This is a genomic window from Microbulbifer maximicatervae (SeqCode) (assembly GCF_052467815.1).
Genome location: NZ_CP174326.1, coordinates 289,188 through 311,644 on the forward strand (window position 1 = coordinate 289,188; position 22,457 = coordinate 311,644).

Annotated in this window: 20 protein-coding genes and 4 tRNA genes; 16 read left to right on the top strand and 8 right to left on the bottom strand. The window is 48.1% G+C overall.

Features of this window, described 5'->3' with window-relative positions:
• Positions 1 to 44 precede the first annotated feature (44 nt).
• The 9 genes from ispE (at position 45) to ACJJIW_RS01270 (ending at position 6,325) form a co-directional block, all read left to right on the top strand.
• Positions 45 to 950: a 4-(cytidine 5'-diphospho)-2-C-methyl-D-erythritol kinase gene (gene ispE, locus ACJJIW_RS01230; protein WP_444936502.1), complete on the top strand. Its 906-nt coding sequence runs from the start codon at positions 45 to 47 to the stop codon at positions 948 to 950.
• 11 nt (positions 951 to 961) lie between these two features.
• Positions 962 to 1,036 (top strand) — tRNA-Gln (locus ACJJIW_RS01235).
• Positions 1,037 to 1,391: 355 nt separating this feature from the next.
• Positions 1,392 to 2,321 (top strand): ribose-phosphate pyrophosphokinase, encoded by a 930-nt coding sequence (locus ACJJIW_RS01240; protein ID WP_282934570.1) that lies wholly within the window; start codon positions 1,392 to 1,394, stop codon positions 2,319 to 2,321.
• Between the two features lie 189 nt (positions 2,322 to 2,510).
• Positions 2,511 to 3,131: a 50S ribosomal protein L25/general stress protein Ctc gene (locus ACJJIW_RS01245; RefSeq protein ID WP_282933942.1), complete on the top strand. Its 621-nt coding sequence runs from the start codon at positions 2,511 to 2,513 to the stop codon at positions 3,129 to 3,131.
• Positions 3,132 to 3,136: 5 nt separating this feature from the next.
• Positions 3,137 to 3,733 (top strand): aminoacyl-tRNA hydrolase, encoded by a 597-nt coding sequence (pth, locus tag ACJJIW_RS01250; protein WP_282933943.1) that lies wholly within the window; start codon positions 3,137 to 3,139, stop codon positions 3,731 to 3,733.
• A 206-nt stretch (positions 3,734 to 3,939) separates the two neighbouring features.
• Positions 3,940 to 5,031, top strand: a complete 1,092-nt coding sequence (ychF, locus tag ACJJIW_RS01255) for a redox-regulated ATPase YchF (protein ID WP_282933944.1) — start codon at positions 3,940 to 3,942, stop codon at positions 5,029 to 5,031.
• Positions 5,032 to 5,089: 58 nt separating this feature from the next.
• Positions 5,090 to 6,043, top strand: coding sequence for a DMT family transporter (locus ACJJIW_RS01260; RefSeq protein WP_282933945.1), 954 nt, complete (start codon positions 5,090 to 5,092; stop codon positions 6,041 to 6,043).
• Positions 6,044 to 6,134: 91 nt separating this feature from the next.
• A tRNA-Met gene (locus ACJJIW_RS01265) sits at positions 6,135 to 6,211 on the top strand.
• A gap of 39 nt (positions 6,212 to 6,250) precedes the next feature.
• A tRNA-Gln gene (locus tag ACJJIW_RS01270) sits at positions 6,251 to 6,325 on the top strand.
• Positions 6,326 to 6,444: 119 nt separating this feature from the next.
• Here the strand turns inward: ACJJIW_RS01270 and ACJJIW_RS01275 are convergent.
• Together ACJJIW_RS01275 and ACJJIW_RS01280 are read right to left on the bottom strand one after the other, a co-directional pair.
• Positions 6,445 to 7,527 (bottom strand): sulfite exporter TauE/SafE family protein, encoded by a 1,083-nt coding sequence (locus ACJJIW_RS01275; protein WP_282933946.1) that lies wholly within the window; start codon positions 7,525 to 7,527, stop codon positions 6,445 to 6,447.
• A 139-nt stretch (positions 7,528 to 7,666) separates the two neighbouring features.
• Complete coding sequence (locus ACJJIW_RS01280) at positions 7,667 to 8,374, bottom strand: SapC family protein (protein WP_282933947.1); 708 nt, start codon at positions 8,372 to 8,374, stop codon at positions 7,667 to 7,669.
• 428 nt (positions 8,375 to 8,802) lie between these two features.
• Here ACJJIW_RS01280 and ACJJIW_RS01285 point away from each other — a divergent pair, with 428 nt between their 5' ends.
• On the top strand, positions 8,803 to 8,955 hold the full coding sequence (locus tag ACJJIW_RS01285) for a DUF5993 family protein (protein ID WP_353057067.1): 153 nt from the start codon (positions 8,803 to 8,805) through the stop codon (positions 8,953 to 8,955).
• Positions 8,956 to 8,971: 16 nt separating this feature from the next.
• Positions 8,972 to 9,523 carry a disulfide bond formation protein B gene (locus ACJJIW_RS01290; protein WP_282933948.1) on the top strand — a complete coding sequence of 184 codons (552 nt, stop codon included), beginning with the start codon at positions 8,972 to 8,974 and terminating at the stop codon, positions 9,521 to 9,523.
• 158 nt (positions 9,524 to 9,681) lie between these two features.
• Here ACJJIW_RS01290 and ACJJIW_RS01295 read toward each other — a convergent pair.
• Both ACJJIW_RS01295 and ACJJIW_RS01300 read right to left on the bottom strand, forming a co-directional pair.
• Positions 9,682 to 9,756, bottom strand: a tRNA-Cys gene (locus tag ACJJIW_RS01295).
• A 197-nt stretch (positions 9,757 to 9,953) separates the two neighbouring features.
• The gene (locus ACJJIW_RS01300) at positions 9,954 to 11,135 is read right to left on the bottom strand and encodes an MFS transporter (protein ID WP_444936503.1); all 1,182 of its coding nucleotides are present in this window, start codon (positions 11,133 to 11,135) and stop codon (positions 9,954 to 9,956) included.
• 409 nt (positions 11,136 to 11,544) lie between these two features.
• Between ACJJIW_RS01300 and ACJJIW_RS01305 the strand changes: the two genes are divergently transcribed.
• The 3 genes from ACJJIW_RS01305 (at position 11,545) to ACJJIW_RS01315 (ending at position 14,374) form a co-directional block, all read left to right on the top strand.
• The gene (locus ACJJIW_RS01305) at positions 11,545 to 12,558 is read left to right on the top strand and encodes a Vgb family protein (protein ID WP_444936504.1); all 1,014 of its coding nucleotides are present in this window, start codon (positions 11,545 to 11,547) and stop codon (positions 12,556 to 12,558) included.
• Positions 12,559 to 12,859: 301 nt separating this feature from the next.
• Positions 12,860 to 13,459 carry a class I SAM-dependent methyltransferase gene (locus ACJJIW_RS01310; protein WP_444936505.1) on the top strand — a complete coding sequence of 200 codons (600 nt, stop codon included), beginning with the start codon at positions 12,860 to 12,862 and terminating at the stop codon, positions 13,457 to 13,459.
• 51 nt (positions 13,460 to 13,510) lie between these two features.
• Positions 13,511 to 14,374, top strand: coding sequence for a DUF4396 domain-containing protein (locus ACJJIW_RS01315; RefSeq protein WP_282933952.1), 864 nt, complete (start codon positions 13,511 to 13,513; stop codon positions 14,372 to 14,374).
• 69 nt (positions 14,375 to 14,443) lie between these two features.
• Here ACJJIW_RS01315 and ACJJIW_RS01320 read toward each other — a convergent pair whose 3' ends face one another.
• Positions 14,444 to 14,827: a hypothetical protein gene (locus ACJJIW_RS01320; RefSeq protein ID WP_444936506.1), complete on the bottom strand. Its 384-nt coding sequence runs from the start codon at positions 14,825 to 14,827 to the stop codon at positions 14,444 to 14,446.
• 54 nt (positions 14,828 to 14,881) lie between these two features.
• Entirely contained in the window at positions 14,882 to 15,796 is a 915-nt protein-coding gene (locus ACJJIW_RS01325) for a zinc metalloprotease (protein ID WP_282933954.1), read from the bottom strand.
• 798 nt (positions 15,797 to 16,594) lie between these two features.
• Between ACJJIW_RS01325 and ACJJIW_RS01330 the strand changes: the two genes are divergently transcribed.
• Positions 16,595 to 17,068 carry a LabA-like NYN domain-containing protein gene (locus ACJJIW_RS01330; RefSeq protein WP_444936507.1) on the top strand — a complete coding sequence of 158 codons (474 nt, stop codon included), beginning with the start codon at positions 16,595 to 16,597 and terminating at the stop codon, positions 17,066 to 17,068.
• Between the two features lie 882 nt (positions 17,069 to 17,950).
• Positions 17,951 to 18,967, top strand: a complete 1,017-nt coding sequence (locus tag ACJJIW_RS01335; RefSeq protein ID WP_444936508.1) for a patatin-like phospholipase family protein — start codon at positions 17,951 to 17,953, stop codon at positions 18,965 to 18,967.
• 56 nt (positions 18,968 to 19,023) lie between these two features.
• On the opposite strand, the gene ACJJIW_RS01340 is transcribed toward ACJJIW_RS01335, so the two are convergent.
• Entirely contained in the window at positions 19,024 to 20,970 is a 1,947-nt protein-coding gene (locus ACJJIW_RS01340) for an aconitate hydratase (RefSeq protein WP_444936509.1), read from the bottom strand.
• 618 nt (positions 20,971 to 21,588) lie between these two features.
• Positions 21,589 to 22,245 carry a class I SAM-dependent methyltransferase gene (locus tag ACJJIW_RS01345; RefSeq protein WP_444936510.1) on the bottom strand — a complete coding sequence of 219 codons (657 nt, stop codon included), beginning with the start codon at positions 22,243 to 22,245 and terminating at the stop codon, positions 21,589 to 21,591.
• Positions 22,246 to 22,457: the final 212 nt, after the last annotated feature.

Consider the following 22,457-nt stretch of genomic DNA (forward strand, 5'->3'; position numbering starts at 1 on the left):
AGGTATTATTGCGATCCTGTAATTGATTAACCTCTTTTTGCCTCATGCTGCTAACCCTGCCCGCGCCTGCAAAACTCAACCTGATTCTGCGCATTCTCGGCCGTCGCCCGGATGGCTATCACGAGTTACAAACCCTGTTCCAACTGCTCGATTTCGGCGACTTATTAGAATTCAGTGAGCGCAGCGACGGCATTGTCAGTGTCGATGCCGGCCAGCTGGATGTAGCTGAAGAGGACAACCTGGTTTATCGCGCAGCCCAATTACTGCGCAAACAAGCTGAGCCTGACCGACAAAATTCTCTCGGCGCCTCTATCCGGTTGATAAAGAAGTTGCCTCACGGCGGCGGCATCGGTGGCGGCAGTAGCGATGCCGCCACCACTTTGCTCGGGCTCAACCACTTATGGCAATGTAATTTATCGATCGATAAACTGGCGGAGCTGGGGCGGCAATTGGGCGCGGATGTTCCAGTTTTTGTGCGCGGACGCACCGCTTGGGCGGAAGGGGTTGGTGAAAAATTAACCCCAATAACCACCGAGCAACACCACTACCTGGTTGTCTCAACTGGTTGCGAAGTGAGCACTGCAAAAATTTTTCGCGATTCACGTTTGACAAGAGATTCAGTCGCAATTACATTAGCGGCCCTTCGCGAGGAGCAGGCCAACGAGATGCGACTCGGCAGCGAAAAACTGGAAACATTTTCCGGTAATGACTGCCAGCCATTAGTTGAGAAGCTCTACCCTGAAATACGCGATGCCAGAGAATGGCTCGAGCAATTTGCTCCAGCACAACTCACCGGCACCGGGGGCTGCGTTTTTGCAGCATTCCCTACGGCAGAGGCGGCCACTGAGGCACACGCCAAACTGCCTGAAGCGTGGCAGGGTTTTACAGCAGCGGGTGTATTGGTTTCACCGACACATCAAGCGCTAGCGAAAATCTCCTCAGATTTTTGAGGAAACATTACTGGGGCGTAGCCAAGCGGTAAGGCAGCGGGTTTTGATCCCGTCATGCGAAGGTTCGAATCCTTCCGCCCCAGCCACTTTCTTTACATGCAATGGCACAGTCAAAAACCGGTTCCGACATGATTCAGTCTACGCTGATCCAGCCGGCCCAGGCCATTCGCACAGGGCTTTACAGAGCCACCCCCCAATTTTTAAAGAATCCTGAAGGCAGACTTGAGTGCAAGCGCCCGATGGTTGTGCGAGCACGCACCCAGAGCAACCCGTTGAGCAAGGAAAAAAACTGTGGCCAAAACCCTGTTTTTATCCGCGCAACAGTGCGCCGCTCAACGCAAAAGTGTTGCAGCAAAAACCCTGACTGCTAGCAAATATGCAGGCATCTACACTTCAATTCACTTCAAGACAGAATTAAAGGAACTCGCAGTGGCTGACTTAATGGTCTTTACCGGCAACGCAAACCCGGAACTGGCACAGAAGGTTGTCGACCATATGGCGATCCCCCTGGGTGAAGCCACGGTCAAGCGCTTCTCCGACGGCGAGATTGCAGTAGAAATTACCGATAACGTACGCGGCCGCGACGTTTTCGTGGTGCAATCCACCTGCCAACCCACCAACCGCAACCTGATGGAACTGATCCTGCTGGTAGACGCCCTGCGCCGCGCCTCCGCCGGCCGCGTTACCGCTGTAGTCCCCTACTTTGGATACGCCCGCCAGGATCGCCGCGTAAGATCCCAGCGCGTGCCGATTTCCGCAAAAGTGGTTGCCGATATGATGGTGAGCGTAGGTATCGACCGCGTACTGACTGTCGACCTGCACGCGGAACAGATCCAAGGCTTCTTCGACGTTCCTGTGGATAACGTTTACGGCTCCTCTGTCCTGCTCGACGATATCGAGCGCCAGAAGTACCAGAACCTGGTGGTGGTATCCCCGGATATCGGCGGTGTTGTGCGCGCCCGCGCCGTGGCCAAGAGCCTCGACTGCGAACTGGCCATTATCGACAAGCGCCGCCCGGCCGCCAATGTTGCCGAAGTCATGAACATTATCGGTGAAGTCAGCGGCCGCACCTGCCTGCTGGTAGACGACATGGTCGACACCGCCGGCACCCTGTGTAACGCCGCCAACGCCCTGAAAGAGCACGGCGCCGAGAAAGTTGTCGCTTACTGTACCCACCCGGTACTGTCCGGCAACGCCATCACCAACCTGAACAACTCCGTTCTGGATGAGCTGGTGGTTACCGACTCCATCCCCCTGGGTGACAAAATGGAGAAGGCACCAAAAATTCGCCAGCTGACCCTGTCTGCAATGCTGGCCGAGTCCATGCGCCGCATCAGCAATGAGGAATCCCTGTCCGCAATGTTCCGCTAGGAACTTGCCGATCAAGGTATCCCTGCGCCCCGCATGCCGGGGCACTTTGCCTTTAGCGCTGATTCCCGTAGAATACGCGCCCGCCCGGCACTGCCGGGCGATTACTTTTGGGCCCAGTGCCCATTTAACATCCATGCCAGAGCGGTCCGGTCGCAGGTCACTCTGGACAGACAACCCGAGGTTTATCCCATGTCTGATATTAAATTGAACGCCATTGCCCGCAGCGATGAAGGGAAAGGTGCGAGCCGCCGCCTGCGTCGCCTGGAAGGCCGTGTACCCGGCATCATCTACGGCGGTGAAGCAGAGCCTGCTTCTATCTCCGTGCTGCACAAAGACCTGACCAAAGCTCTGGAAAACGAAGCTTTCTTCTCCTCCATGCTGACTGTTGACGTAGACGGCAAAGAAGAGAAAGTTATCCTGCGCGACCTGCAGCGTCACCCGGCTAAAGCCCTGCTGCTGCACATCGACTTCCAGCGCGTATCTGCCAACACCAAAGTACACGTTAAAGTACCTCTGCACTTCCTGAACGAAGACAGCAGCAAAGGGGTTAAAGCTGGCGGTATCGTTTCCCACACCCTGACCGAGCTGGAAGTTAACGCTCCTGCCGGCAAGCTGCCTGAGTTCATCGAAGTGGACCTGGCCGACCTGGAAATGGACGGCGTACTGCACATCTCCGACCTGAAACTGCCGGAAGGTGTTGAGTCTGTGGCACTGAGCCACGGTGCAGACCACGATCTGGTTGTAGCTTCTATCCACAAGCCTCGCGGCGCTGTGGAAGCTGAAGCCGAAGCTGGCGAAGGCGAAGAGTAATCGCCTTGGCTGCGGCACCGGATACTCCGATCCAGTTGATTGTCGGCCTGGGAAACCCCGGACCGGAATACGATCGGACGCGACACAACGCCGGTGCCGACTTTGTTGTCGAGCTGGCCCGCCAACAAGGCACCCAGCTCAGCCTCGACAGCAAATATCACGGCCTCACTGGCCGTGTGCGGGTCGGCAGCCAGGATATCCGGCTGCTGATTCCCACCACCTATATGAATCGCAGTGGCCAATCTGTCGGCCCACTGGCGAACTTCTTCAAGATTCCCCCGGAAGCCATTCTGGTCGCTCACGATGAGCTGGACCTGGCCCCCGGTATCGCGCGCCTGAAAGCCGGCGGCGGTCACGGTGGACACAACGGCCTGCGGGATATCATTTCTGCACTGGGCAACAACCGAAACTTTATGCGCCTGCGACTCGGCATTGGCCACCCCGGCAGCTCGAGCGAAGTGGCCCGGTTTGTACTCCAGCGAGCCCCCAGGGCGGAACAGGAAACACTGGCTGATGCGATCGATCGCTCGATCGACGTTCTGCCCACCGCCGCTTCCGGCGACTGGGGCGCAGCCATGAAAACGCTGCACACCAACAAATAGATCCCACCCGCCGGCTTGCCTTTTGCCGCGGAAATCTCGATAGTGTGCTGCGCTAAATTTGCCGGTATTTTCCCGGCTGGCCCGGACCCTGTGGTGGCCGAGACACCCCGCCCATCCAAAATCCCGCCAGCGCAACCACTACCGGACCTCAAACGCAATTAGCAGAGCGCGCTGTATGCGCCTCGGGCAAACGGAAAAATATCACCATGGGTTTTACTTGCGGTATTGTCGGCCTACCTAATGTGGGCAAATCCACCCTATTCAACGCATTGACCAAAGCGGGTATCGATGCGGAAAACTTCCCCTTCTGCACCATCGAGCCCAATGCCGGTGTCGTGCCGGTACCAGATCCCCGCATCGACAAGCTGGCTGAGATCGTCAAACCGGAAAAGGTAATTCCCACCACCATGGAATTTACCGATATCGCCGGCCTGGTTGCGGGCGCCTCCAAGGGAGAAGGCCTGGGTAACAAGTTCCTCGCCAATATCCGCGAGACCGACGCTATCGCCCACGTTGTGCGCTGCTTCGAAGACGATAACGTTATCCACGTCGCCAACAAGGTACACCCGGTAGCGGATATCGAGGTGATCAACACCGAGCTGGCCCTGGCCGATCTGGACACCGTGGAAAAGGCCCTACAGCGCTTTACCCGCGCCGCCAAGGGACAGGACAAGCACGCGATCAAGATGAAAGCGCTGCTGGAAAAAATCCAGCCACACCTGGATGAAGCCAAGCCACTGCGCTCTTTCGAGCTTTCAGAAGACGAGCTGGCGGACCTGCGCGAACTGAGCCTGCTCACTATCAAGCCCACCATGTATATCGCCAACGTGGACGAAGATGGCTTCGAGAACAATCCGCACCTGGATGCTGTAGCAGCTATCGCCGCTGAAGAGAACGCGGTACTGGTACCTATCTGCAACAAGCTCGAAGCGGAAATTGCCGAGCTGGACGACGAAGAGAAGCAGGAGTTCCTGGAAGAACTGGGTATGGAAGAGCCGGGGCTGAACCGCGTGATCCGCGCCGGCTACCAACTGCTGGGCCTACACACCTACTTCACCGCTGGCGTGAAGGAAGTTCGTGCCTGGACCATCCCACTGGGCGCCACCGCTCCCAACGCCGCCGGTAAAATCCACACCGATTTTGAAAAGGGTTTTATTCGCGCAGAAGTGATCAGCTACAGCGATTACATTGACAACAACGGTGAGGCCGGCGCTAAAGACGCGGGTAAATGGCGCCTGGAAGGCAAGGACTACATTGTCGCCGACGGCGACGTAATCCACTTCCGTTTTAACGTCTAACCGCCTCTCCTTTTTTTGCCTCCCCATCCCGGGGAGGCCCGCCACCCGTGTAAATTCTATGGCTCAATCAGACTGGAAAGTCGGCCTGCCGCTGGCACTGATTACCGTATTTATGTGGGCAACCCTGCCCATCGCTCTCAAAGGGCTTCTCGAATACATCAGTCCCGGTACCGCCACCTGGTATCGCTTCGCCGGTGCAGCACTGTTAGCGGGCGTCTACTACGGACAAGCGCGCAAATTACAGCTCAAGCCACTATTCAGTCGCGGCTTGCTGCTTTTTACCTTCCTCGCCGTTGCCGGCCTCCTTGTGAACTACCTCGCCTACGCAAGTGGACTCAATTACATCACCCCTGGTGCCGCCCAGGTTGTGATCCAGCTGGCCCCCCTGCTTCTGCTGATATCCAGCGTGCTTTGGCTGGGAGAGCGCTTCTCTCTGCGTCAGTGGAGCGGCGTGGTACTGGTAGTAATCGGGCTGCTGCTATTTTTTAACCAGCGCCTGGAAGAGCTGACCAGTGGCGCCGGCGGCGAATACCTGCTGGGGCTCGGCTATATCCTGATCGCCGCTGTCACCTGGGCGATTTACGGCTTTTTCCAGAAAAAAATATTGAGCCGCGCAACGCCCCAGGATCTACTGGTAGTAATTTATATCGCAGGGACCCTGCTCTTCCTGCCCATGGCGGAGCCAATGAAGGTTTCTCACCTGGGCTGGCTCGAGTGGGTGCTATTGGCATTTCTCACCGCCAATACGCTGATCGCCTATGGGGCTTTTAGCAAGGCACTAGCGCACTGGGAGGCATCCAGTGTCAGCGCAACCCTGTCATTAGTGCCAGTCATCACCCTATTGTTCAGTACGCTGATCAGCTCTATCTGGCCCAACTATATTGCAGTTGAGCCGCTCAACTGGATCAGCTGGGCCGGCGCCGGCGCCGTAGTACTCGGTTCCGCCCTCGCCGCAATCAGTTCCAGGCGCGGTTCTGAGCAGTCCCGGGCATCAGATGAAAAAAATCGCTAACTATCTGAAAAGAATACAAAAAAGTGTTGACACCCCCGGCCCATCGTTTAATAATGCGCGCCCTCGGGACAGCCGAGACAACAAAAGAAATGGCAAGGTAGCTCAGCCGGTTAGAGCGCAGCACTCATAATGCTGAGGTCGGGAGTTCGAGTCTCCCCCTTGCTACCATTTCAAATCACAGAGACTATTCTTTGTGAACCTTGAAACTGGGGCGTAGCCAAGCGGTAAGGCAGCGGGTTTTGATCCCGTCATGCGAAGGTTCGAATCCTTCCGCCCCAGCCATCTTCCCAAATTATCTAGCAGGCCCAAGTCTGGGCAGCAATCAAAAGCCCAACCGTTTTTTATCTGATTCTACGAATAGTTCGCCAGAGTTCGTCCGGCGAACGCAATCCAAAAATCAACTACTTGGGCAGCACCACACCATTCGCTTCCATAACGGTCGCTCCGGTTCTATCGGGCTCAAGGGCAGTAGTACCTGAAGTTGCTGCAGGCGTTCGCACTTGTTCCCTGCGCAAACCCAGTGCCCGCAGCCACTCGAAGCCCGCCAGGCAGCACAGCAATGCCAGCAGCACTAGCGGGCCGCCATATCCCTTCATAGCCTCACTCTCGGACATACAAGTCCACACAAGCTGCACAACGCACAGGAAGGCCACAATCAACAGGGTCGGCTTGCGTCCCAGCAAGCTAACAACAAAAACACCCAGGGGCGCCCCCAGGGCCACTACCGGTGCCGCCGCCAGCCAATTCCCAAACACCCCAGGCTGCCAATCTCCCGCCAGCGACTTCACTATTACTCCGAGTACCGAGCAAAATGCCATGATCACCACGGATGTAGGGATCGCCACCTTGAGATCCACCCTGCTCAACAGCACAAGAGCCGCATACACCAGCATGTCCACACCCACACCGGTAACTGCCACCACGCAAAAGCCGGCAAAAGCACCCAATAGCAAGCCGACACGAAAATCAGTCGGACACTGGGGGTCCCCCGCGTGCTCACAATCAGTAATTTCGCTGAGGCGATACAAATGAAAAATGCCAAAACTGCCCCAGAGAACGGCAAAGGAGAGTTTCACCCAGAGTTCGGGTATCAGAGGGGCAAACAGCAGGATACCGGCGGGAGTCGCCAATAGGGAGCCCAGCAGCGCCCCCCGCAACATCGACCAAGCCAGCTGCTGGCGTCGGCAGAGAATAAACAAACTGGCGCTGACCATCCCTATCGATTGAACCGCAAAACTAAAGTCACGACCCAGGCTTGCCGGCATATCAAAAAACAGCACCAGCACGGGAAACCCAACTGTCCCGCCGCCCATCGGCGTAGAACCAGCGGCATAGCTACCCAGCGCCATCGCCATCGCCATGGACCAATGCTCGAGCGCCAGGGCCAGGTTCTCACCCTGTGAAATCAGGAACAACCAAACACCGTAAAACAGAACCAACCAAGCGAGCCAATAGCGAAGAGAGAATCGCGCCACGTTTTTCATCTTATTATTTGTGAGCTAAAGCGTCAGGGGGAGACAATAGTGGTACGAGTGTGAGATGGGATCAAGATAAGATTTGGCGAGTTCGCCTATTGCGGTCAGGAGGGGCGCCCGACAGCCACAGCTGCCGGGCAAAGTGCAATTAGTTCAAACGCTTCTTGCGAATCAGGTTTTGAACCTGCATAGAGGACATCATAGAGGCGTAGATTGCCGGCAGCGCGCCACGCTTACGCAGCTCCAGGAAGTCTTCATCAGACAGATTGTTAAGCTTCTCTTCATCGATAACAAAGAAACCTGTCAGATCATAAGGCTTGTCATCTTCGCTCACACGGAGAGTTAGTTTCTTCTGGGTCAGCAAGTCCTTGGAAACCAGGAACTCGATAAAAGAGTCAGTCACTGCAACACGCTGTGCAGTTTCAACCACTGCCTGGGCACGATTCTTCAGGAAGTCAGTTTGCTCACCTTCCCCATCGAACAGCGCCTCACCTTCAGAGTCGCTCAGCATCTTGGAATCTTCGTCGATGCACAGCACAGCCTGATCGGCATTATCTGGGTTCTTCACCAAAACAAACGGATAAGTACGCACCTGAAGAGGAATGTAGCTGCCATTCCAGCCATCAGCGCCGGAGAACAGGTTTTCACCGGGGCGCAGGCCGGTGAGCGCCACAACTTTAAATTGATCAGTATTCTGATCTTTAACAAACAGGATCGGGTAGCTCTGGGCTGCCTGTACGATCTCCTGAACCACCAGCGGTAGAACATGATTACCGCTTACATGGTCAAAAGTAATGTCTTGGGTGAGTTTCAGGTTGGCATGTGCCTTTTTGTCCAAAGCTTTGATCTGTGCCATAAGTACAACTCCTAGCTACTTTTATAGTTACTAAATTTTCAGAGATACCCTAACGTACCACTCTTTTACGCATCAATGATGACAAGTGCTTCCCGACAGTCGCCGGAAACCAAAGCCAGCATTAAACAGGGAAGAAGCCCAGCTGGCAAACAAAGTCCACAACAACTACCCTAAAGACAAATTTATTTGATTGTTTTTTAATCAGGTGAGACCTTGGAAGCAAGAATAGTCACAACCCAAGCTCCCACACCTTAAACCCCCAAAAAAATAGACGCGTAGTGCCACTTGCCTATTCGTGGCAAACAGCTCACTAAAGTGGGTCCGCTCCGTATCCTCCCTAAAGCTATCGTGATAGGTAGTATCTTTTAACCGATCAAGGAGATGGCCGGAATGAGTGCCACTTCATTACTAGAAGGCGCCTCATCATGATGAGCCTCTTATTCCTCTTCTATCTCTTGGCAATGTCCCTCGCCGCAAAGAACAATCGTTCACTCGCAACAGCAACATTCGTTTTTGCCCTAGTGCTAAGTGTCCTATGGCTGAGTTACCACACCAGCGACAATGTCAACTTAGCCTTGTAAACATGGGATAGGGAGTATGGAGAGAGCACTTCGAGACCTGAATGCAATAGGCATAATTATCATATGTGGCGTACTCGGCATCGCTGCATACTTTCAATTGGTGGATGGGGAAATGCCCTGCCCACTCTGCCTACTTCAAAGAATTGGGCTCACGGGAGTCTTGTTTGGCCTGACATTAAATTTACTCTACGGAAGCCGCCCGATGCACTACAGCCTGGCCACGCTGTCAGCACTATTTGGTGCAGCCACCGCCCTACGTCAAGTCAGCCTGCACGTTATTCCCGGAACACCAGGCTACGGCAATCCACTAATGGGGTATCACTATTACACCTGGGCACTCTTTATCTTCTACATGATAATTATCGGTATTGCGATTATCAGTGCATTTGGCAAACAATATGAAAACCCCGTATTTAGCGGCTTCCGTTCTCAGGGTGCGCTTAGCAAAATAGCCATAGTTGCCGCTCTTTCCATTACCGCTATAAATACCCTTATAACTTTCGCGGAATGCGGCCCCACTGTCTGTCCGGATAACCCAGACCGCTATTGGCTTTTTGGGTCGACCTAAAAGCTGCATGTCCTTGTCCTTGGGAGAACAGCCAGGGAAAATCCAAGCTAAACCCCGCTAGACATACAAACAAAAGGAGATAAAGATAAAGAATACGTACAGCTATAAAACAAATAAAACTGCCGAGCATTTACTATAGTTCGACATAATAAATAGAGTGGAGGCCAGGACCGGATTCGAACCGGTGAAAAACGGTGTTGCAGACCGTCGCATTTCCTCTCTGCCACCTGGCCATAAAAAAACCCGGCGCTTACGCTCCGGGTTTTTAAGACACTTCGGAAGCGGAAGCGCTTCCGAATACATTTACAGAAGCACGCGGGTTGCCTGGCAGCAACATATAGAAAGAAGTTCTTGCGCGTATTTCATAGTAAATTGTCTTGTTTAAGTTGCCGCCAAGGATAATGGAACTAAAGCTCCATTTCAACTCTTTCTAGGTAGCCCCGGAGTACTGCCCAACCCTAACCTCATTACCGGGCAACGGCTGCTCTGGAACCAGCTGTGCCAACCCAAGAGAAATTAAGGCCATTAAAGACCCCGCAAAGAATACCATTGGCGGAGAGACAAGCCAGAGCAAGCCAAATACTACAGGGATAACTACTGCGGCAATATGATTAATAGTAAAGCTGACTCCAGCCGAAGCCGCGATATCCCGCTCGTCAACTATCTTCTGGAAGTAGGTTTTAATCGCAATTGCCATAGAAAAGAATAAATGGTCAATAATATATAGTGCCGCCGCTATCACAGCACTTTCTACCAACGCATAGCCGGCGAATATCATTATCAATCCTACATATTCCAAAGTGAGAATACGACGCTCTCCAAACCGAACTATAAGCTGTCCGATCTTTGGCGCAATATATAAATTAAGTAGGTGGTTCACCGTATAGAGAGCAGCAACCTCCCCCACACTATATCCAAATTTTTCCACCATCAAAAAACCAGCGAATACTATAAAGATTTGCCTGCGAGCCCCACTCATCATCGTGAGCGCATAATAGAGCCAATAGCGTTTTCGCAGAATAAGCTTCTTATGCTGGCTATGGGGCTGAGCAAACTGCGGGAAAAGGACCCAGGCACCTAAAGCAATGACAATGGTCGCGCCACCACCAATTAGATAAACCCAAGAATAATCCAAACCTGCGAAGTTCATTAAACCCCACACCAAACCATAAGCCAGAAGTGCAGCAAAGGAACCTGCGGCAGCCATACGTCCCATCCAAACTGCTGCTGTTTGTTTGGGAAACCACTGGAGCACCAGGGAAGTCTGCAAGGTCTCATAAAAATGAAATCCCGTAGACATTAAAAGTGTAGTGAGTAATAACCCGGTCAATGACGGATACAGTCCCGTTAGGATCACTCCAAGGCCAGTTGCTACCAGGGCGATTATCGCCAGCCGCTGCTCCCTGACAAAAAGTAAAACAAAGACTACTAGGAAGGCTAAAAAGCCAGGTATCTCACGTACACTTTGCAACAGACCAATATCTGCACCGGTAAATGCTGCCTTTTCAATGACAAAGTTATTAAGTAGCGTATTCCAAACAGCAAATGAGAGCGGCATCGAAGCTGCCAGAATAAGCAAAAGAATTTCAGGCCGGCGAAGACGTTGTAGCATAAATGACCTCCTATAGCTAAGGCCCGCAATATACGCCCTCAATATCCAACTGTAAAATTATAAAAATAGCGCTGAGGAATGAGTTTTTCATCGAAAATATTGCAGTTCATGAAATCAAATACTAATTAAGCCATTAAATAGTGGTAACACCTACCAACAGTTTTCTCAACCGCCAGTAAAACTGGTGAACAAGAAGTACCAATTGGCAAAGTAGCAAGCAATCTATTTATGTATTAATTCCCGCTAACCATGTATTTTTAATGAGATGAGGAAGCTTAGCTCACTATATATAATGACTAGAGTCAGACAACTCTAACCAAAACTCACCTATGCTTTAACTGCTGCATATCTAGGCACCTTACTCCACAGCATGACTGATTACCGACATAGATAACTCTTGGAGGGAAAAATGCGTATTCATTTCTGGCGAATTTATCATCTTACTTTAGTCATGCTATTTACCGCACTCCCCTTCCTATCGGCGAACGCCGTTGCTCAAGAAGATAACTTACCTGACAAACTTAAATTAAACGAATGGAAGGTGCCCTGGGAGGGGCTCCCCAGAGACCCGCATGTGGACAGTAAAGGGAATGTCTGGTTCTGTGGACAAGCGGGTAACTACATCGGGAAGTTTACACCCACCTCTGAAGAATTTAAGCAGTATGAAATACCTGAAGGTACTCACCCTCATAACCTGATTGTGGATTCAAACGATATTGTTTGGTATGCAGGTAATCGCAATGCGCATATAGGGCGATTAGACACCAATAATGGGGAAATTAAACAGTATCCAATGCCTGAAGGTATCAAAGACCCACATACGTTAGTCTTCAGTCGAGAGGGAAATATCTGGTTCACAGCCCAGCAAAGTAACCGCATAGGCCTGCTAAATATACAGAGTGGCAAAGTTCTAAGTGCCACCCCAACAACCGCTAATGCCCGCCCCTATGGTATTAAGATTGATGCCCAGGGAAACCCCTGGGTAGCTCTATTCGGCACCAATAAGTTAGCTCACGTAGACGCAAAAACCATGACCATAAATGAGGTTAACCTGCCACGCCCAAGTGCTCGCCCTCGCAGACTGGAAATCGATCCTACCGGCAATATTTGGTACGTAGATTATCCAGAAGGCTACTTGGGTCGCTATACTCCGACGACCAAGGAGTTTAAAGAGTGGAAACTACCCAGTAAGAGTCCACGCCCCTATGGAACAGCACTGGACAACAATAACCAACTTTGGATCGCTGATACTGGAGAGATTCCAAATATCATTTTTGCCTTTAACACAGAAAAAGAGAAATTCACAAGCAAGACCCCCGTTCCAAGTGGTGGAAATATAAGATATATGTATTTTAACAATATAGATGGAAGCTTTTGGTTTGGTGTTGATTCTGGATTTCTCGACCAGGGGATACCAAAATAGAAGTATATATAGCTCTATTGACACCAATCGATGTATAGCATCGCTGCAACAATTCTATATATCCTGATACAAGACCAACTATTCAAATACGAACCTCCATTTAGAATTGTAATTTTTTAAGCAGTACTTTCAGCCATTCACGGCGCTCTAGTGAGGCAACCATTGATGGATTACCTTGTTGGTAACCGCTATAGTTATAGGTGTTGAAGTATTCGTTTCAAATAAATCAAACTCTAGCAACTCTACAAAATAAAAAGCGTGCAGCAATCATTAAATAAATTCATAAACGCAATTTACAATTATGGAACCGAAACAGACCGGGATAGCATACGATAGCATCACACATCTATGGGAACGTAAAGAGTTCAATAGAAACAACGGTATTAGCCAGTATAAGCGGGCACTTGGCTTTGCAAAAAATAGAGGCGCAGCATTAGATGTAGGGTGCGGCTGCACAGGAAGGCATATCGAGCTTCTGCAAACTGAAGGATTTGCTACCGAGGGGATTGATGTCTCTGAGAAAATGATAGAGATCGCCAGAGATAAGCACCCTAATGTTCACTTCTATCTTGAGGATATATGTGAATGGAAAGCAACAAAAAAATATGACTTTATAAGTGCATGGGATAGCATCTGGCATATCCCGATTGAAAAACAAGAGGAAACAATAAGGAATCTAGTGTCTTACTTAAAAAAAGAAGGCGTCCTAATATTCTCCTTTGGCGGAACAGATAAAGAGGGCTATCATACGAATGATGCGATGGGACCAAAATTATATTACTCTACGTTAGGCACAAATAAATTTATACAACTCCTTGTTTCATCTGACTGTATTTGTAGACATCTGGAGTACGATCAATCACCAGAATTACATGCCTACATAATTGCTCAGAGGATATAATTATTTTATATACAAACTTTGACCCCTTTCCCTCAGTCATGGGTAGCCGATATGTTAGCCGGAGCAATGCTTGTTTGGTTTATTCTTATGGGCCTCAGCATAGCTTTTGTTATTTGGGACTCAATCACTAACGCGCCAACCAGTTGGGTTCAGCGCCTAGCTTGGATATTAGTGATTCTGTATACCGGTATCATCGGTTTAATCTTCTACCTACTCACCTGTCGCCGACCCTTTCCAGGGAGCCATGATCAATTCACCAGGCCAACATGGAAGCAAAGTGTAAATAGCGAGATGCACTGCCTTGCAGGTGACGCAACAGGAATACTTATTGCAGCGTCCATTGTACCCACACTGGGTCTCACCAATGGATGGGACTCGATAATTGAGTACTTGGCTGGCTTTATTTGTGGCTTGTTCATTTTCCAGGCAATGATGATGCGAAGCATGTATCAGGGAAACTACTTAAAAGCAGTAAGTAAAACTTTCTTTGCAGAAACTGTATCGATGAATATGGTTATGACTGGAATGATACCCGCTATGGTGATTTTGACTTCTATATGGCCAAATTCTGAGGCCCCAACAAACGCTACCTTCTGGTTTCGTATGAGTTTGGCGACCATTGTTGGTGGAATTTTTGCCTACCCTATTAACTACTGGCTAGTAAAAAATCATCTGAAACATGGATGCATGACCCTTCCAGGAAGGGATAGAGCCGCACCCAATCTTGGCCACTGTTCCCATGAATGTGTCCAAAAATCAACGCCGCATATGCATGATTCCTCGCGAAAAAAATCAGATCAGATGCAAATGCATTCTCTATCGACAGTAAATTCGACCCTATGGGTAGCGGGCACATTTATTATTCTCTTTTTTGCCCTCTACATTACGAATAAAGTCACTCCACTGTATTTTTGAAATTACGAGTATATATACCCACCTTAACTATAAGCTCCGGAGATTTTCATCTCCGGCATTAATAACATTTCACTGTGATGGTAGCTGCCAATTGATCACCGGGCTTACGCCTTCAGTATTGCATAGCCAAATGACCGCCCTTACACCGGCTTTTAGCTTCCCATCAGTATCAAAGAGGCTTCCCCAATCGCTGGCGTGAAAGGATTTATCACGGAGACGAAATTGCCCAAGAACGCCCTTCCAATTTGGCATAGTTAGATTGAGAACCTCATTCGTTCCATCATCAGTAGCAATCCATACCTTAACCCCATCTTGCTCTAGCTCAATTTTAGTGATCTGCCCCTGCCAGGAAGTTAACTCGTTTCGATCACAGGTCACGTAGTTTGGAACGGCAAGTCTTTGAGCCAATAAGTCCCGGTTATTCAAAGCAACTAAGCTCAGTATTAGAAACAAATAGTGTTTTCTATTCATATTAAAAAAAGGGGGGGATAAGCCCCCCCTTAACTATTACAGGCCACGATAAGTCACACTTTGCTCATCCGCTCGTGTGGCCTGGCCTTCAGTAAACTCGTACATACAACTATCGTCGGTATAATCCATAAAGTTAGTTACAGGATCTTCCCCCTCTGCATTTCTTCCTCTGGTACAGGTATCTCGCCCTACCGGACAACCATATGCAGCCGAACTCTCCGCAGGCGTATCTGAAACATAGTCCCCCTGCCCACGACATCCTCCCTGGAACGTGTGGTATAGGCCTAACCAGTGCCCCACTTCATGAGTCAGGGTATCTCCTTCGTTATAAGGCGCAGCATCACCTCCGGGTACGGAACCGGTTAAAATCACAACGCCATCATCCAGAGGATCAGAGGAATAGCTGCTTGGAAATGTAGCCCAGCCAAGTAAACCATCACCAAGTTCAGCTACATAAATATTCAAATCCCCTGCATCACCAACCCGTAATGAGGACTTCATAGCCTGCTCAGCTGAAGAGTTGTACCCAACGTTATACCAAGAGTTATTTGCAGTAACAGTTGTTGAAACCAAGTTAAAGGTAAATGGAGTATTTGCGTAAGCATCATTCAACACATCCATTTGTGCATTGATTTCACTATTTGATAGCGCCCCATTATTACTTCTGTCAGTAATTACATGAAAATACACATCAACCTCAACTGAACCTACCGGACGCAAGGTATGCGCCACACTTTTTTCACTTAGCCCACTACGCAAAGTAGAAAAATGCTGTTCTTTTAATGCAGCTTCCTGAATGGAAGGGTGATCTGTTCCGCAGCGCTTGAGTCCACCACTATTACTAGCAGCCTCAACAGAAGAAACACTTTGAGCGAAACCAATAGTTGATGATGCAAACATGCACAATGATAACGCAGCTTTTATCGAAACACTGGAAATAGTCTTCCTCATAACCTGAGCCTTAATTTTATTATTAAATGGAACTCCCAATAAGAGCCCGCCAACTTTCCATGCTCAGGCAAACCCTTGTCAATAGAAGTAATTCTTAAATTGAGGATAATGACATCAAACTCTTTAATGCGGCGTAATGTTCAACACGAGTATTTAAGATTAAAAACAAAAATCAGAAATCGCCCCAAAATAGTTACAATTGAAATCGACCTAAAGAATACTAGAGCCAACATTTACCATCAAAATATAAACTCAACGCACTTAAAAAACACCAAATAAACTCAAAACTTACTGACTAGCCAACCTCGCAGCCGACCACAAGAATGAATATCAAATATCTTCTATCAAAAGAGTCCTATTTAATTTATGCCTAACCAAGAACAAATTGTATTTTCGAGCAACACAATTCCTCAGAGCGAAAATTCAAGTTTAAAACCTCCAAATCCAACTCAATTTTTGCGCTCCCCTCTCCTCAGCAGGGGAAACTCCTTCCAATTAGAGTAAATATTGGCACTAGCAATTCTCTTTAATCTCATCAACTTTCATCTAAAAGTCTGCATAAAACTCCCTATCTCTACTCCACACAACATCATCTTGCGAAGTATTTACTCACCATTAAGTCAGGATATGAACTCATATCATCATTAAAAGCTGCATACATATTGAGCCAGCCCGCAACTTTAACTAACATTTGTTACTCAAATATGCAAAAATACCCTCCGAAAAAGACCACTCAAAGAACTGATATATCACATCATTACTTTGTGTATTAGATATCACAACACACTGGATTATCAGATGGAAAAGGTTGCTATATTTGTTGATGTGCAAAATGTTTATTATACATGCAGACAAATATATAAAAGAAACTTTGATTACAATAAGTTTTGGCAGGAAATAACGAACAATAGAAAAGTAGTAAAGGCTATAGCCTACGCCATCGAACGAGGCGATAAGAAACAGCAGGAGTTTCAAAATATATTGAGATCTATCGGCTTTGAAGTGAAATTAAAGCCCTTCACACAAAGGTCAGATGGATCTGCCAAAGGAGATTGGGATGTAGGGATAACTATAGATGCCATAGAGTATTCAAGCTTCGTGGATACTGTAATTTTAGTTTCAGGAGATGGCGATTTTGACATTCTAGCTCATACTCTAAGAGTGAATAGAGGCAAGAATATTGAAGTGTATGGCGTTCCGGAACTAACAGCTGGAGCATTAATTAATGCCGCAAGCAAATTCACACCTATTGAAACCAGATTACTACTTTAACAATTACGGAGGTACAAGAGCTCTGAATTACGGCAGTGTCTCAGTAAAAATATGTGAGGCTCATACATTAAAAATGTTCCCTGAAAGACTTCGCCCCCTCATCAGCTTCAGCTGTTAAGGAACCAAAGAGACCACTTAATTGTTCTAACCTGAACATGAAAACACCTCAGAAAGCACATAACAAAATAATTCAGGATAAAACTAACACATTAAATAAAAACCAAAATCAAACAATGGGGCTCAATTAAGAAAAAACCGGCACTCAAACATCAACAGCAATGAAAATCAGGGAATATTAATTTCAGCCTATCGGAAAAACTATCAGTGCCAGAAAATCAAACTAACTATACCCCCAAACATAAAATCAATAAGTACAAGTAGCAGACTCATACAGACCACAAGCCCATTCACCACATAGACTTACCTGTTACTCGACCTGCAATCGCTTTAACATTATTCTACATTGCCGCCACCTGATAAAACGTCCCGAAATGCAACGCCCGGAGAAAAACCTTTAAAATATTACTGCACCAAATGATATTCATATTACTAAAAAGGGAGAAGGAAAGAATACACCGCGCTTGTGACCCCATGAGGCATGGATGCCGATTAGGAGCTTACAGGGATGTATTCACGGCGTGTCTCGAGTGCGGTGTATTCTTTCCTTCCACCCCAGTAGTAAGTTACACACATAACTTTCAAGGCACTCTAGACTCCATATAAATCCTTATCCCCACGCCAACCCAAACACATAACAGCCCAATGACATCAATTTCTTTTTAAGCTTCCACATAGACAACCAACGCACAGAGATTAAATAGTCAGTTAACTGCTATTGTTTCTAAGTCGATGTACACTTAATAAAACCAAGAAGAGTGAATTATGGCTATCAGAATCCTATCTATTGATGGCGGGGGAATCCGAGGGATCTTACCTGGTCAGATATTGGTATCTCTTGAACACAAGCTAAAGATGAAGTCAGGTAATCCAGATGCCAAAATAGGCGAATATTTCGACTTCATAGCGGGAACAAGTACCGGCGCAATATTGGGCGCTGCATATATCTGTCCTAACAAGAATGGAAAACCAAAATTTTCTGCCCAGGATGCTGTCAGCCTCTACCTTAAGGAAGGCGAGAAGGTATTTGGCTCAGGCTCATGGCCTTTTCTAGAAAAGTTAAAGTTATTGAAGGAGGAAAAGTACTGTTCCATGGAGTTGGACAGGGTTTTATCGCAATTCTTTGGGAAAATTAAACTTAGTAATCTATTAAAGCCCTGCTGCTTTGTTTCCTATGATATCAAAAAGCGGGAACAAATCATTTTTAGGCAACATTGTGCCATAGTAAAGAATGAAGACTTTCTGGTTAAAGACCTTCTACTGGGAAGCACCGCAGTACCAACCTATTTTGAGCCAGCACGTATCTTTTCACTCCCCCCATCCAACAATAAATATGTCTTAATTGATGGCGGCATGGTAGCCAGTGATCCTGCTTTATGCGCCTACTCCGAAGCCATAAAATTCAGCGGGGTCTCTGGGATAAGGGATATGGTTATTGTGTCCCTGGGTACTGGCAGGCAACTTTCGGGATACAAATACAAAGAGGTCAAAGATTGGGGGATGCTCAATTGGGCAAGGCCCGCCATTGATATCGCCGTAAATGGAAGCGCGCAAATGGTTCATTACTATATGAAGCAAATTTCTTCTACCGTAGAGAATTCAAATTACTACCGGATACAACCAAAGCTTTACACTGCTGACTCAGCCATGGACAATGCGACACTAGAAAACCTGAAGAAGTTAAAAAAAGCGGGAGAAAGGAATGCAGAGTATTTTGATAAAGAGCTGGAAGAAATAGCTACTATATTAGTCAACAACCAAGGGAGCCACAGGTATCAGTAATGCTACTGATCGGGACCAGCGCTGGCTTTATCAAATTACAGCTATAGGAAGTCATACTACTTATCAGAGCAAAGGTATTTTTCTCGAACCTGATTAATCATACCCCCGGCTTCAAGTACTTCAATTTCGTCCTTAGTCAAATCACTCCGCAAGTTAATGCACTCTCCAGATGATTTAATTATCAATTTAATTGAACTGCTTGACTTTATCTGTGCAATTGGATTGTCCATTTCAAGAGCTACACCCTGCTCAAGCCGATCGTAATCACCAAATTCTTCAAATAGCAATGGCAGTACACCAAAGTTAATAAGATTACGCCGGTGTATACGGGCCATACTTTTTGCAATTATGCACCTCACCCCAAGAAAACGTGAAGATACTGCCGCATGCTCACGGCTAGAGCCTTGTCCATAATTCTCACCACCGACAATAAAACAGTCTCCATTGAGCTTCACTGCCCGATCATAAAATGATTCATCGATTCGTGAAAATGTATAGCGGCTGATGGCAGGGATATTTGATCGCAGCGGTAAGATTTCTGCTCCAGCAGGTAATATTTCATCAGTGGAAACATTGTCCCCTGCTTTCAGCAATAATGGGCCAGTTAAAACTTCCGGTAGTTTTTCAAAATCAGGAAGGGGCTTGATATTTGGCCCTTTGATCAACTCAACTGCTACTGGGATTTCTTGAGGCGGCTGCAGTAACGGACGTATATCAGGTAGATATTCCGGCTCATGGAAGCTAGGGTAGTCCATATCCAGGTCACGAGGGTCAGTGATCACCCCTCTTAACGCACTGGCAGTGGCCACTTCGGGGCTGCATAAATAGACTTGGTCGTCTGCGGTGCCTGAGCGGCCACGGAAGTTACGTGGGACCGTACGCAAGCTGATACCACCACTGGCGGGGGCCTGCCCCATGCCGATACAGCCACCGCACCCGGTTTGATGCAAGCGAGCTCCCGCTTGTAGCAATTTTGTCAGATCTCCACTCCGACTAAGCTCTTCGAGCAACTGACGTGAGGTTGGGTTGATGTCAAAGGAAACGTCATCGGCTATTCTGCGACCTGAAACCACGCGTGCGGGTATCGCAAAGTCTCTCAACCCTGGGTTGGCAGAAGATCCAATATAGCTCTGATAGATAGGACGGCCCTCCACTTCACGGACTGTCACGACTTTGTCTGGGCTTGATGGACAAGCAATTAACGGCTCGAGGTTTGATAAATCAATAGTATCTTCTTCGTCATAACCCGCGCCTTCATCGGCCGTCATTTCGACAAAGTCGTTTTCACGATGCTGCTGCTTTAGGAAAGCCCTTACTGCTTCATCGGCAGGAAAGACGCTGGTAGTAGCGCCCATTTCCTGTCCCATATTGGCGATCACATGGCGATCCATCGCTGTCAATTTATCCAGGCCGGGGCCGTAATATTCAACAATCTTGTTAACACAGCCCTTAACAGACTGCCGACGCAACATTTCCAGAATGATGTTCTTAGCGCTAATCCATGGCGGCAGCTCACCTTCGAGCTTCACACCGAGTATTTTTGGCATTTTCAGTGCAAAGGGGACCCCAGCGATGGCCATTGCTACCTGTAAGCCACCGGCACCAATCGCCAGCATCCCCATAGAACCCGCTGCACAAGTATGGCTATCGGCGCCAAGTAATGTCTTACCGGGCACATCGAAACAAGCCATCTGTACTGGATGGCTGACACCATTACCGGGCCGCGAAAACCAAATTCCAAATTTACGACAGGCACTTTGCAGGAATATATGATCGTCGGCGTTTTTAAAATCCGTCTGTAACAGGTTATGGTCTACATATTGTGCTGAAAGCTCGGTCTTGATTTGAGACAAACCAAGTGCCTCAAGCTCCAACATGATAAGTGTTCCCGTCCCATCCTGAGCTAGCGTCTGATCGATCTTTATCTCTATTGGGCTGCCAGGCTCCATTGATCCACTCACAAGGTGGCTTTGGATAAGTTTCTGCGCAAGATTCATAGGCATAAAGGGATACCCGGTGAGTGAGATGGAGCTTTCTAGTATTGATGTAACTAAATCTTGATCATTGTAGCTCTAGGGAGCCTCTGAATAACTCCGTGACACCTCTGGCATGCAGAGCGGTTCACAATCAAGGCGCGGCTTCGCAGGAATGTCTAGACCTTTCAAGAAGTCGCAACGCAGAGTGTGAATCGCTCTGCAAGCCCCGAAGGGCGGGCCTTGAAGGCCACAGCTGCTGCGTTGCAGCTCTTGCAAAGGGCTACGGCCATTCCCTGCGAGCTGCGTCTAACATCTGCAGCCTTCAAGGCCCGCAGAGGCATTACGGAGTTATTCAGAGGCTCCCTAGCCTCCTCGACTGAAGCACCGTTTTAGTTGCAGGGCTATGTAAGCGCCAAGGCTATACCCACAGACTCTTAGTAGCCCTAACATGCGCTAGCGCTACCTGAACCGTTTGCTTCCGCAGTTTTGTAATCTCCGACAAATGACTGAGTATATGCAGCTACATACGCTCGATAGGGGAGTAATCACTAGAAGATAGGGATTTAATTCAATCCAGAACTTATATTTAACCAGTCAAAAAAAGTGTTCTTCGGAAAGATACAATTTCCCAAGATTGGCAATTGCTTATGGATTCAGCTCACACACAATTATATTAATTTTCTTCTCCACAAGCTGCCCTGTATTACTTTCTCCATACTCACTGTGCTTCCCGCTGGATACAACTTTAAACCCAGCTGCAGACAATTGGGCACAAATATCACCCTCATCAAACAGCCTGAATCCATATTGAGTGAATGGTAGATTTTGCATAAAAGATTTATCGCCAAAAGCCAGGCATAACTTTCCTTTAGGTGCTAGTACTCTGGAGATTTCTGCTAGATGAGTTTTTAGGGTGTTCCAAAAGTATATTGTGTGTACGGCTAGAACCTTATCGAACTGTTTATCGGCAAACGGCAGGCTTTCTGAACTACCAACTAAAAAATCCATTTGCCCCGACTCTATATATTCAAAGTTTAGACCCTTTGCGGTTGCAACCATATCGCTCGACCAATCAATACCGGTATAGCGGACACAAGATCCCTTACGAATTACGTCGACTGCAAATTTGCCATTGCCCGGACCAATTTCTAGAACAGAATCACCATCTACCACATTGAGAGCTGTTAAAGCGGCAAGATTCGTTGCTTCATTCGCTTTGTTCATTTGTTGCGCGGTTTCTGAGGCCAATGTACCAGATGGTTTTCTAAGCTGCTCAGCAACAAGCTTTGGATCTTTTGACATTACTATTCCTTCAGCGTCAAAAATAAAATACTAACCAGATAATTTATTCTTTAAATTAACCAATCACTACCTGGGTAACCGTTTTGTTTTGAACATACATGTAAAATACAACTTATTCTACACTACCCTTTTGCTCAATATCTATCTCGATTACATTAGGTAAAATAGGGGCAGGCAGAATACCTATTAAGATATTCTGCCTGCCCATCTCA

Excerpts from the sequence above, each read along its gene's own strand:
- ACJJIW_RS01315 (WP_282933952.1), top strand. The coding sequence starts at position 13,511 with ATGTTAGCCGGAGCAATGCTTGTTTGGTTTATTCTTATGGGCCTCAGC.
- ACJJIW_RS01260 (WP_282933945.1), top strand. The coding sequence starts at position 5,090 with ATGGCTCAATCAGACTGGAAAGTCGGCCTGCCGCTGGCACTGATTACC.
- ACJJIW_RS01290 (WP_282933948.1), top strand. The coding sequence starts at position 8,972 with ATGGAGAGAGCACTTCGAGACCTGAATGCAATAGGCATAATTATCATA.
- ACJJIW_RS01240 (WP_282934570.1), top strand. The coding sequence starts at position 1,392 with ATGGTCTTTACCGGCAACGCAAACCCGGAACTGGCACAGAAGGTTGTC.
- ACJJIW_RS01305 (WP_444936504.1), top strand. The coding sequence starts at position 11,545 with ATGCGTATTCATTTCTGGCGAATTTATCATCTTACTTTAGTCATGCTA.
- ACJJIW_RS01340 (WP_444936509.1), bottom strand. The coding sequence starts at position 20,970 with ATGCCTATGAATCTTGCGCAGAAACTTATCCAAAGCCACCTTGTGAGT.
- ychF (WP_282933944.1), top strand. The coding sequence starts at position 3,940 with ATGGGTTTTACTTGCGGTATTGTCGGCCTACCTAATGTGGGCAAATCC.
- ACJJIW_RS01275 (WP_282933946.1), bottom strand. The coding sequence starts at position 7,527 with ATGAAAAACGTGGCGCGATTCTCTCTTCGCTATTGGCTCGCTTGGTTG.
- ACJJIW_RS01245 (WP_282933942.1), top strand. The coding sequence starts at position 2,511 with ATGTCTGATATTAAATTGAACGCCATTGCCCGCAGCGATGAAGGGAAA.
- ACJJIW_RS01310 (WP_444936505.1), top strand. The coding sequence starts at position 12,860 with ATGGAACCGAAACAGACCGGGATAGCATACGATAGCATCACACATCTA.
- ACJJIW_RS01280 (WP_282933947.1), bottom strand. The coding sequence starts at position 8,374 with ATGGCACAGATCAAAGCTTTGGACAAAAAGGCACATGCCAACCTGAAA.
- ACJJIW_RS01300 (WP_444936503.1), bottom strand. The coding sequence starts at position 11,135 with ATGCTACAACGTCTTCGCCGGCCTGAAATTCTTTTGCTTATTCTGGCA.
- ispE (WP_444936502.1), top strand. The coding sequence starts at position 45 with ATGCTGCTAACCCTGCCCGCGCCTGCAAAACTCAACCTGATTCTGCGC.
- ACJJIW_RS01330 (WP_444936507.1), top strand. The coding sequence starts at position 16,595 with ATGGAAAAGGTTGCTATATTTGTTGATGTGCAAAATGTTTATTATACA.
- ACJJIW_RS01325 (WP_282933954.1), bottom strand. The coding sequence starts at position 15,796 with ATGAGGAAGACTATTTCCAGTGTTTCGATAAAAGCTGCGTTATCATTG.
- ACJJIW_RS01335 (WP_444936508.1), top strand. The coding sequence starts at position 17,951 with ATGGCTATCAGAATCCTATCTATTGATGGCGGGGGAATCCGAGGGATC.
- ACJJIW_RS01345 (WP_444936510.1), bottom strand. The coding sequence starts at position 22,245 with ATGTCAAAAGATCCAAAGCTTGTTGCTGAGCAGCTTAGAAAACCATCT.
- ACJJIW_RS01285 (WP_353057067.1), top strand. The coding sequence starts at position 8,803 with ATGAGCCTCTTATTCCTCTTCTATCTCTTGGCAATGTCCCTCGCCGCA.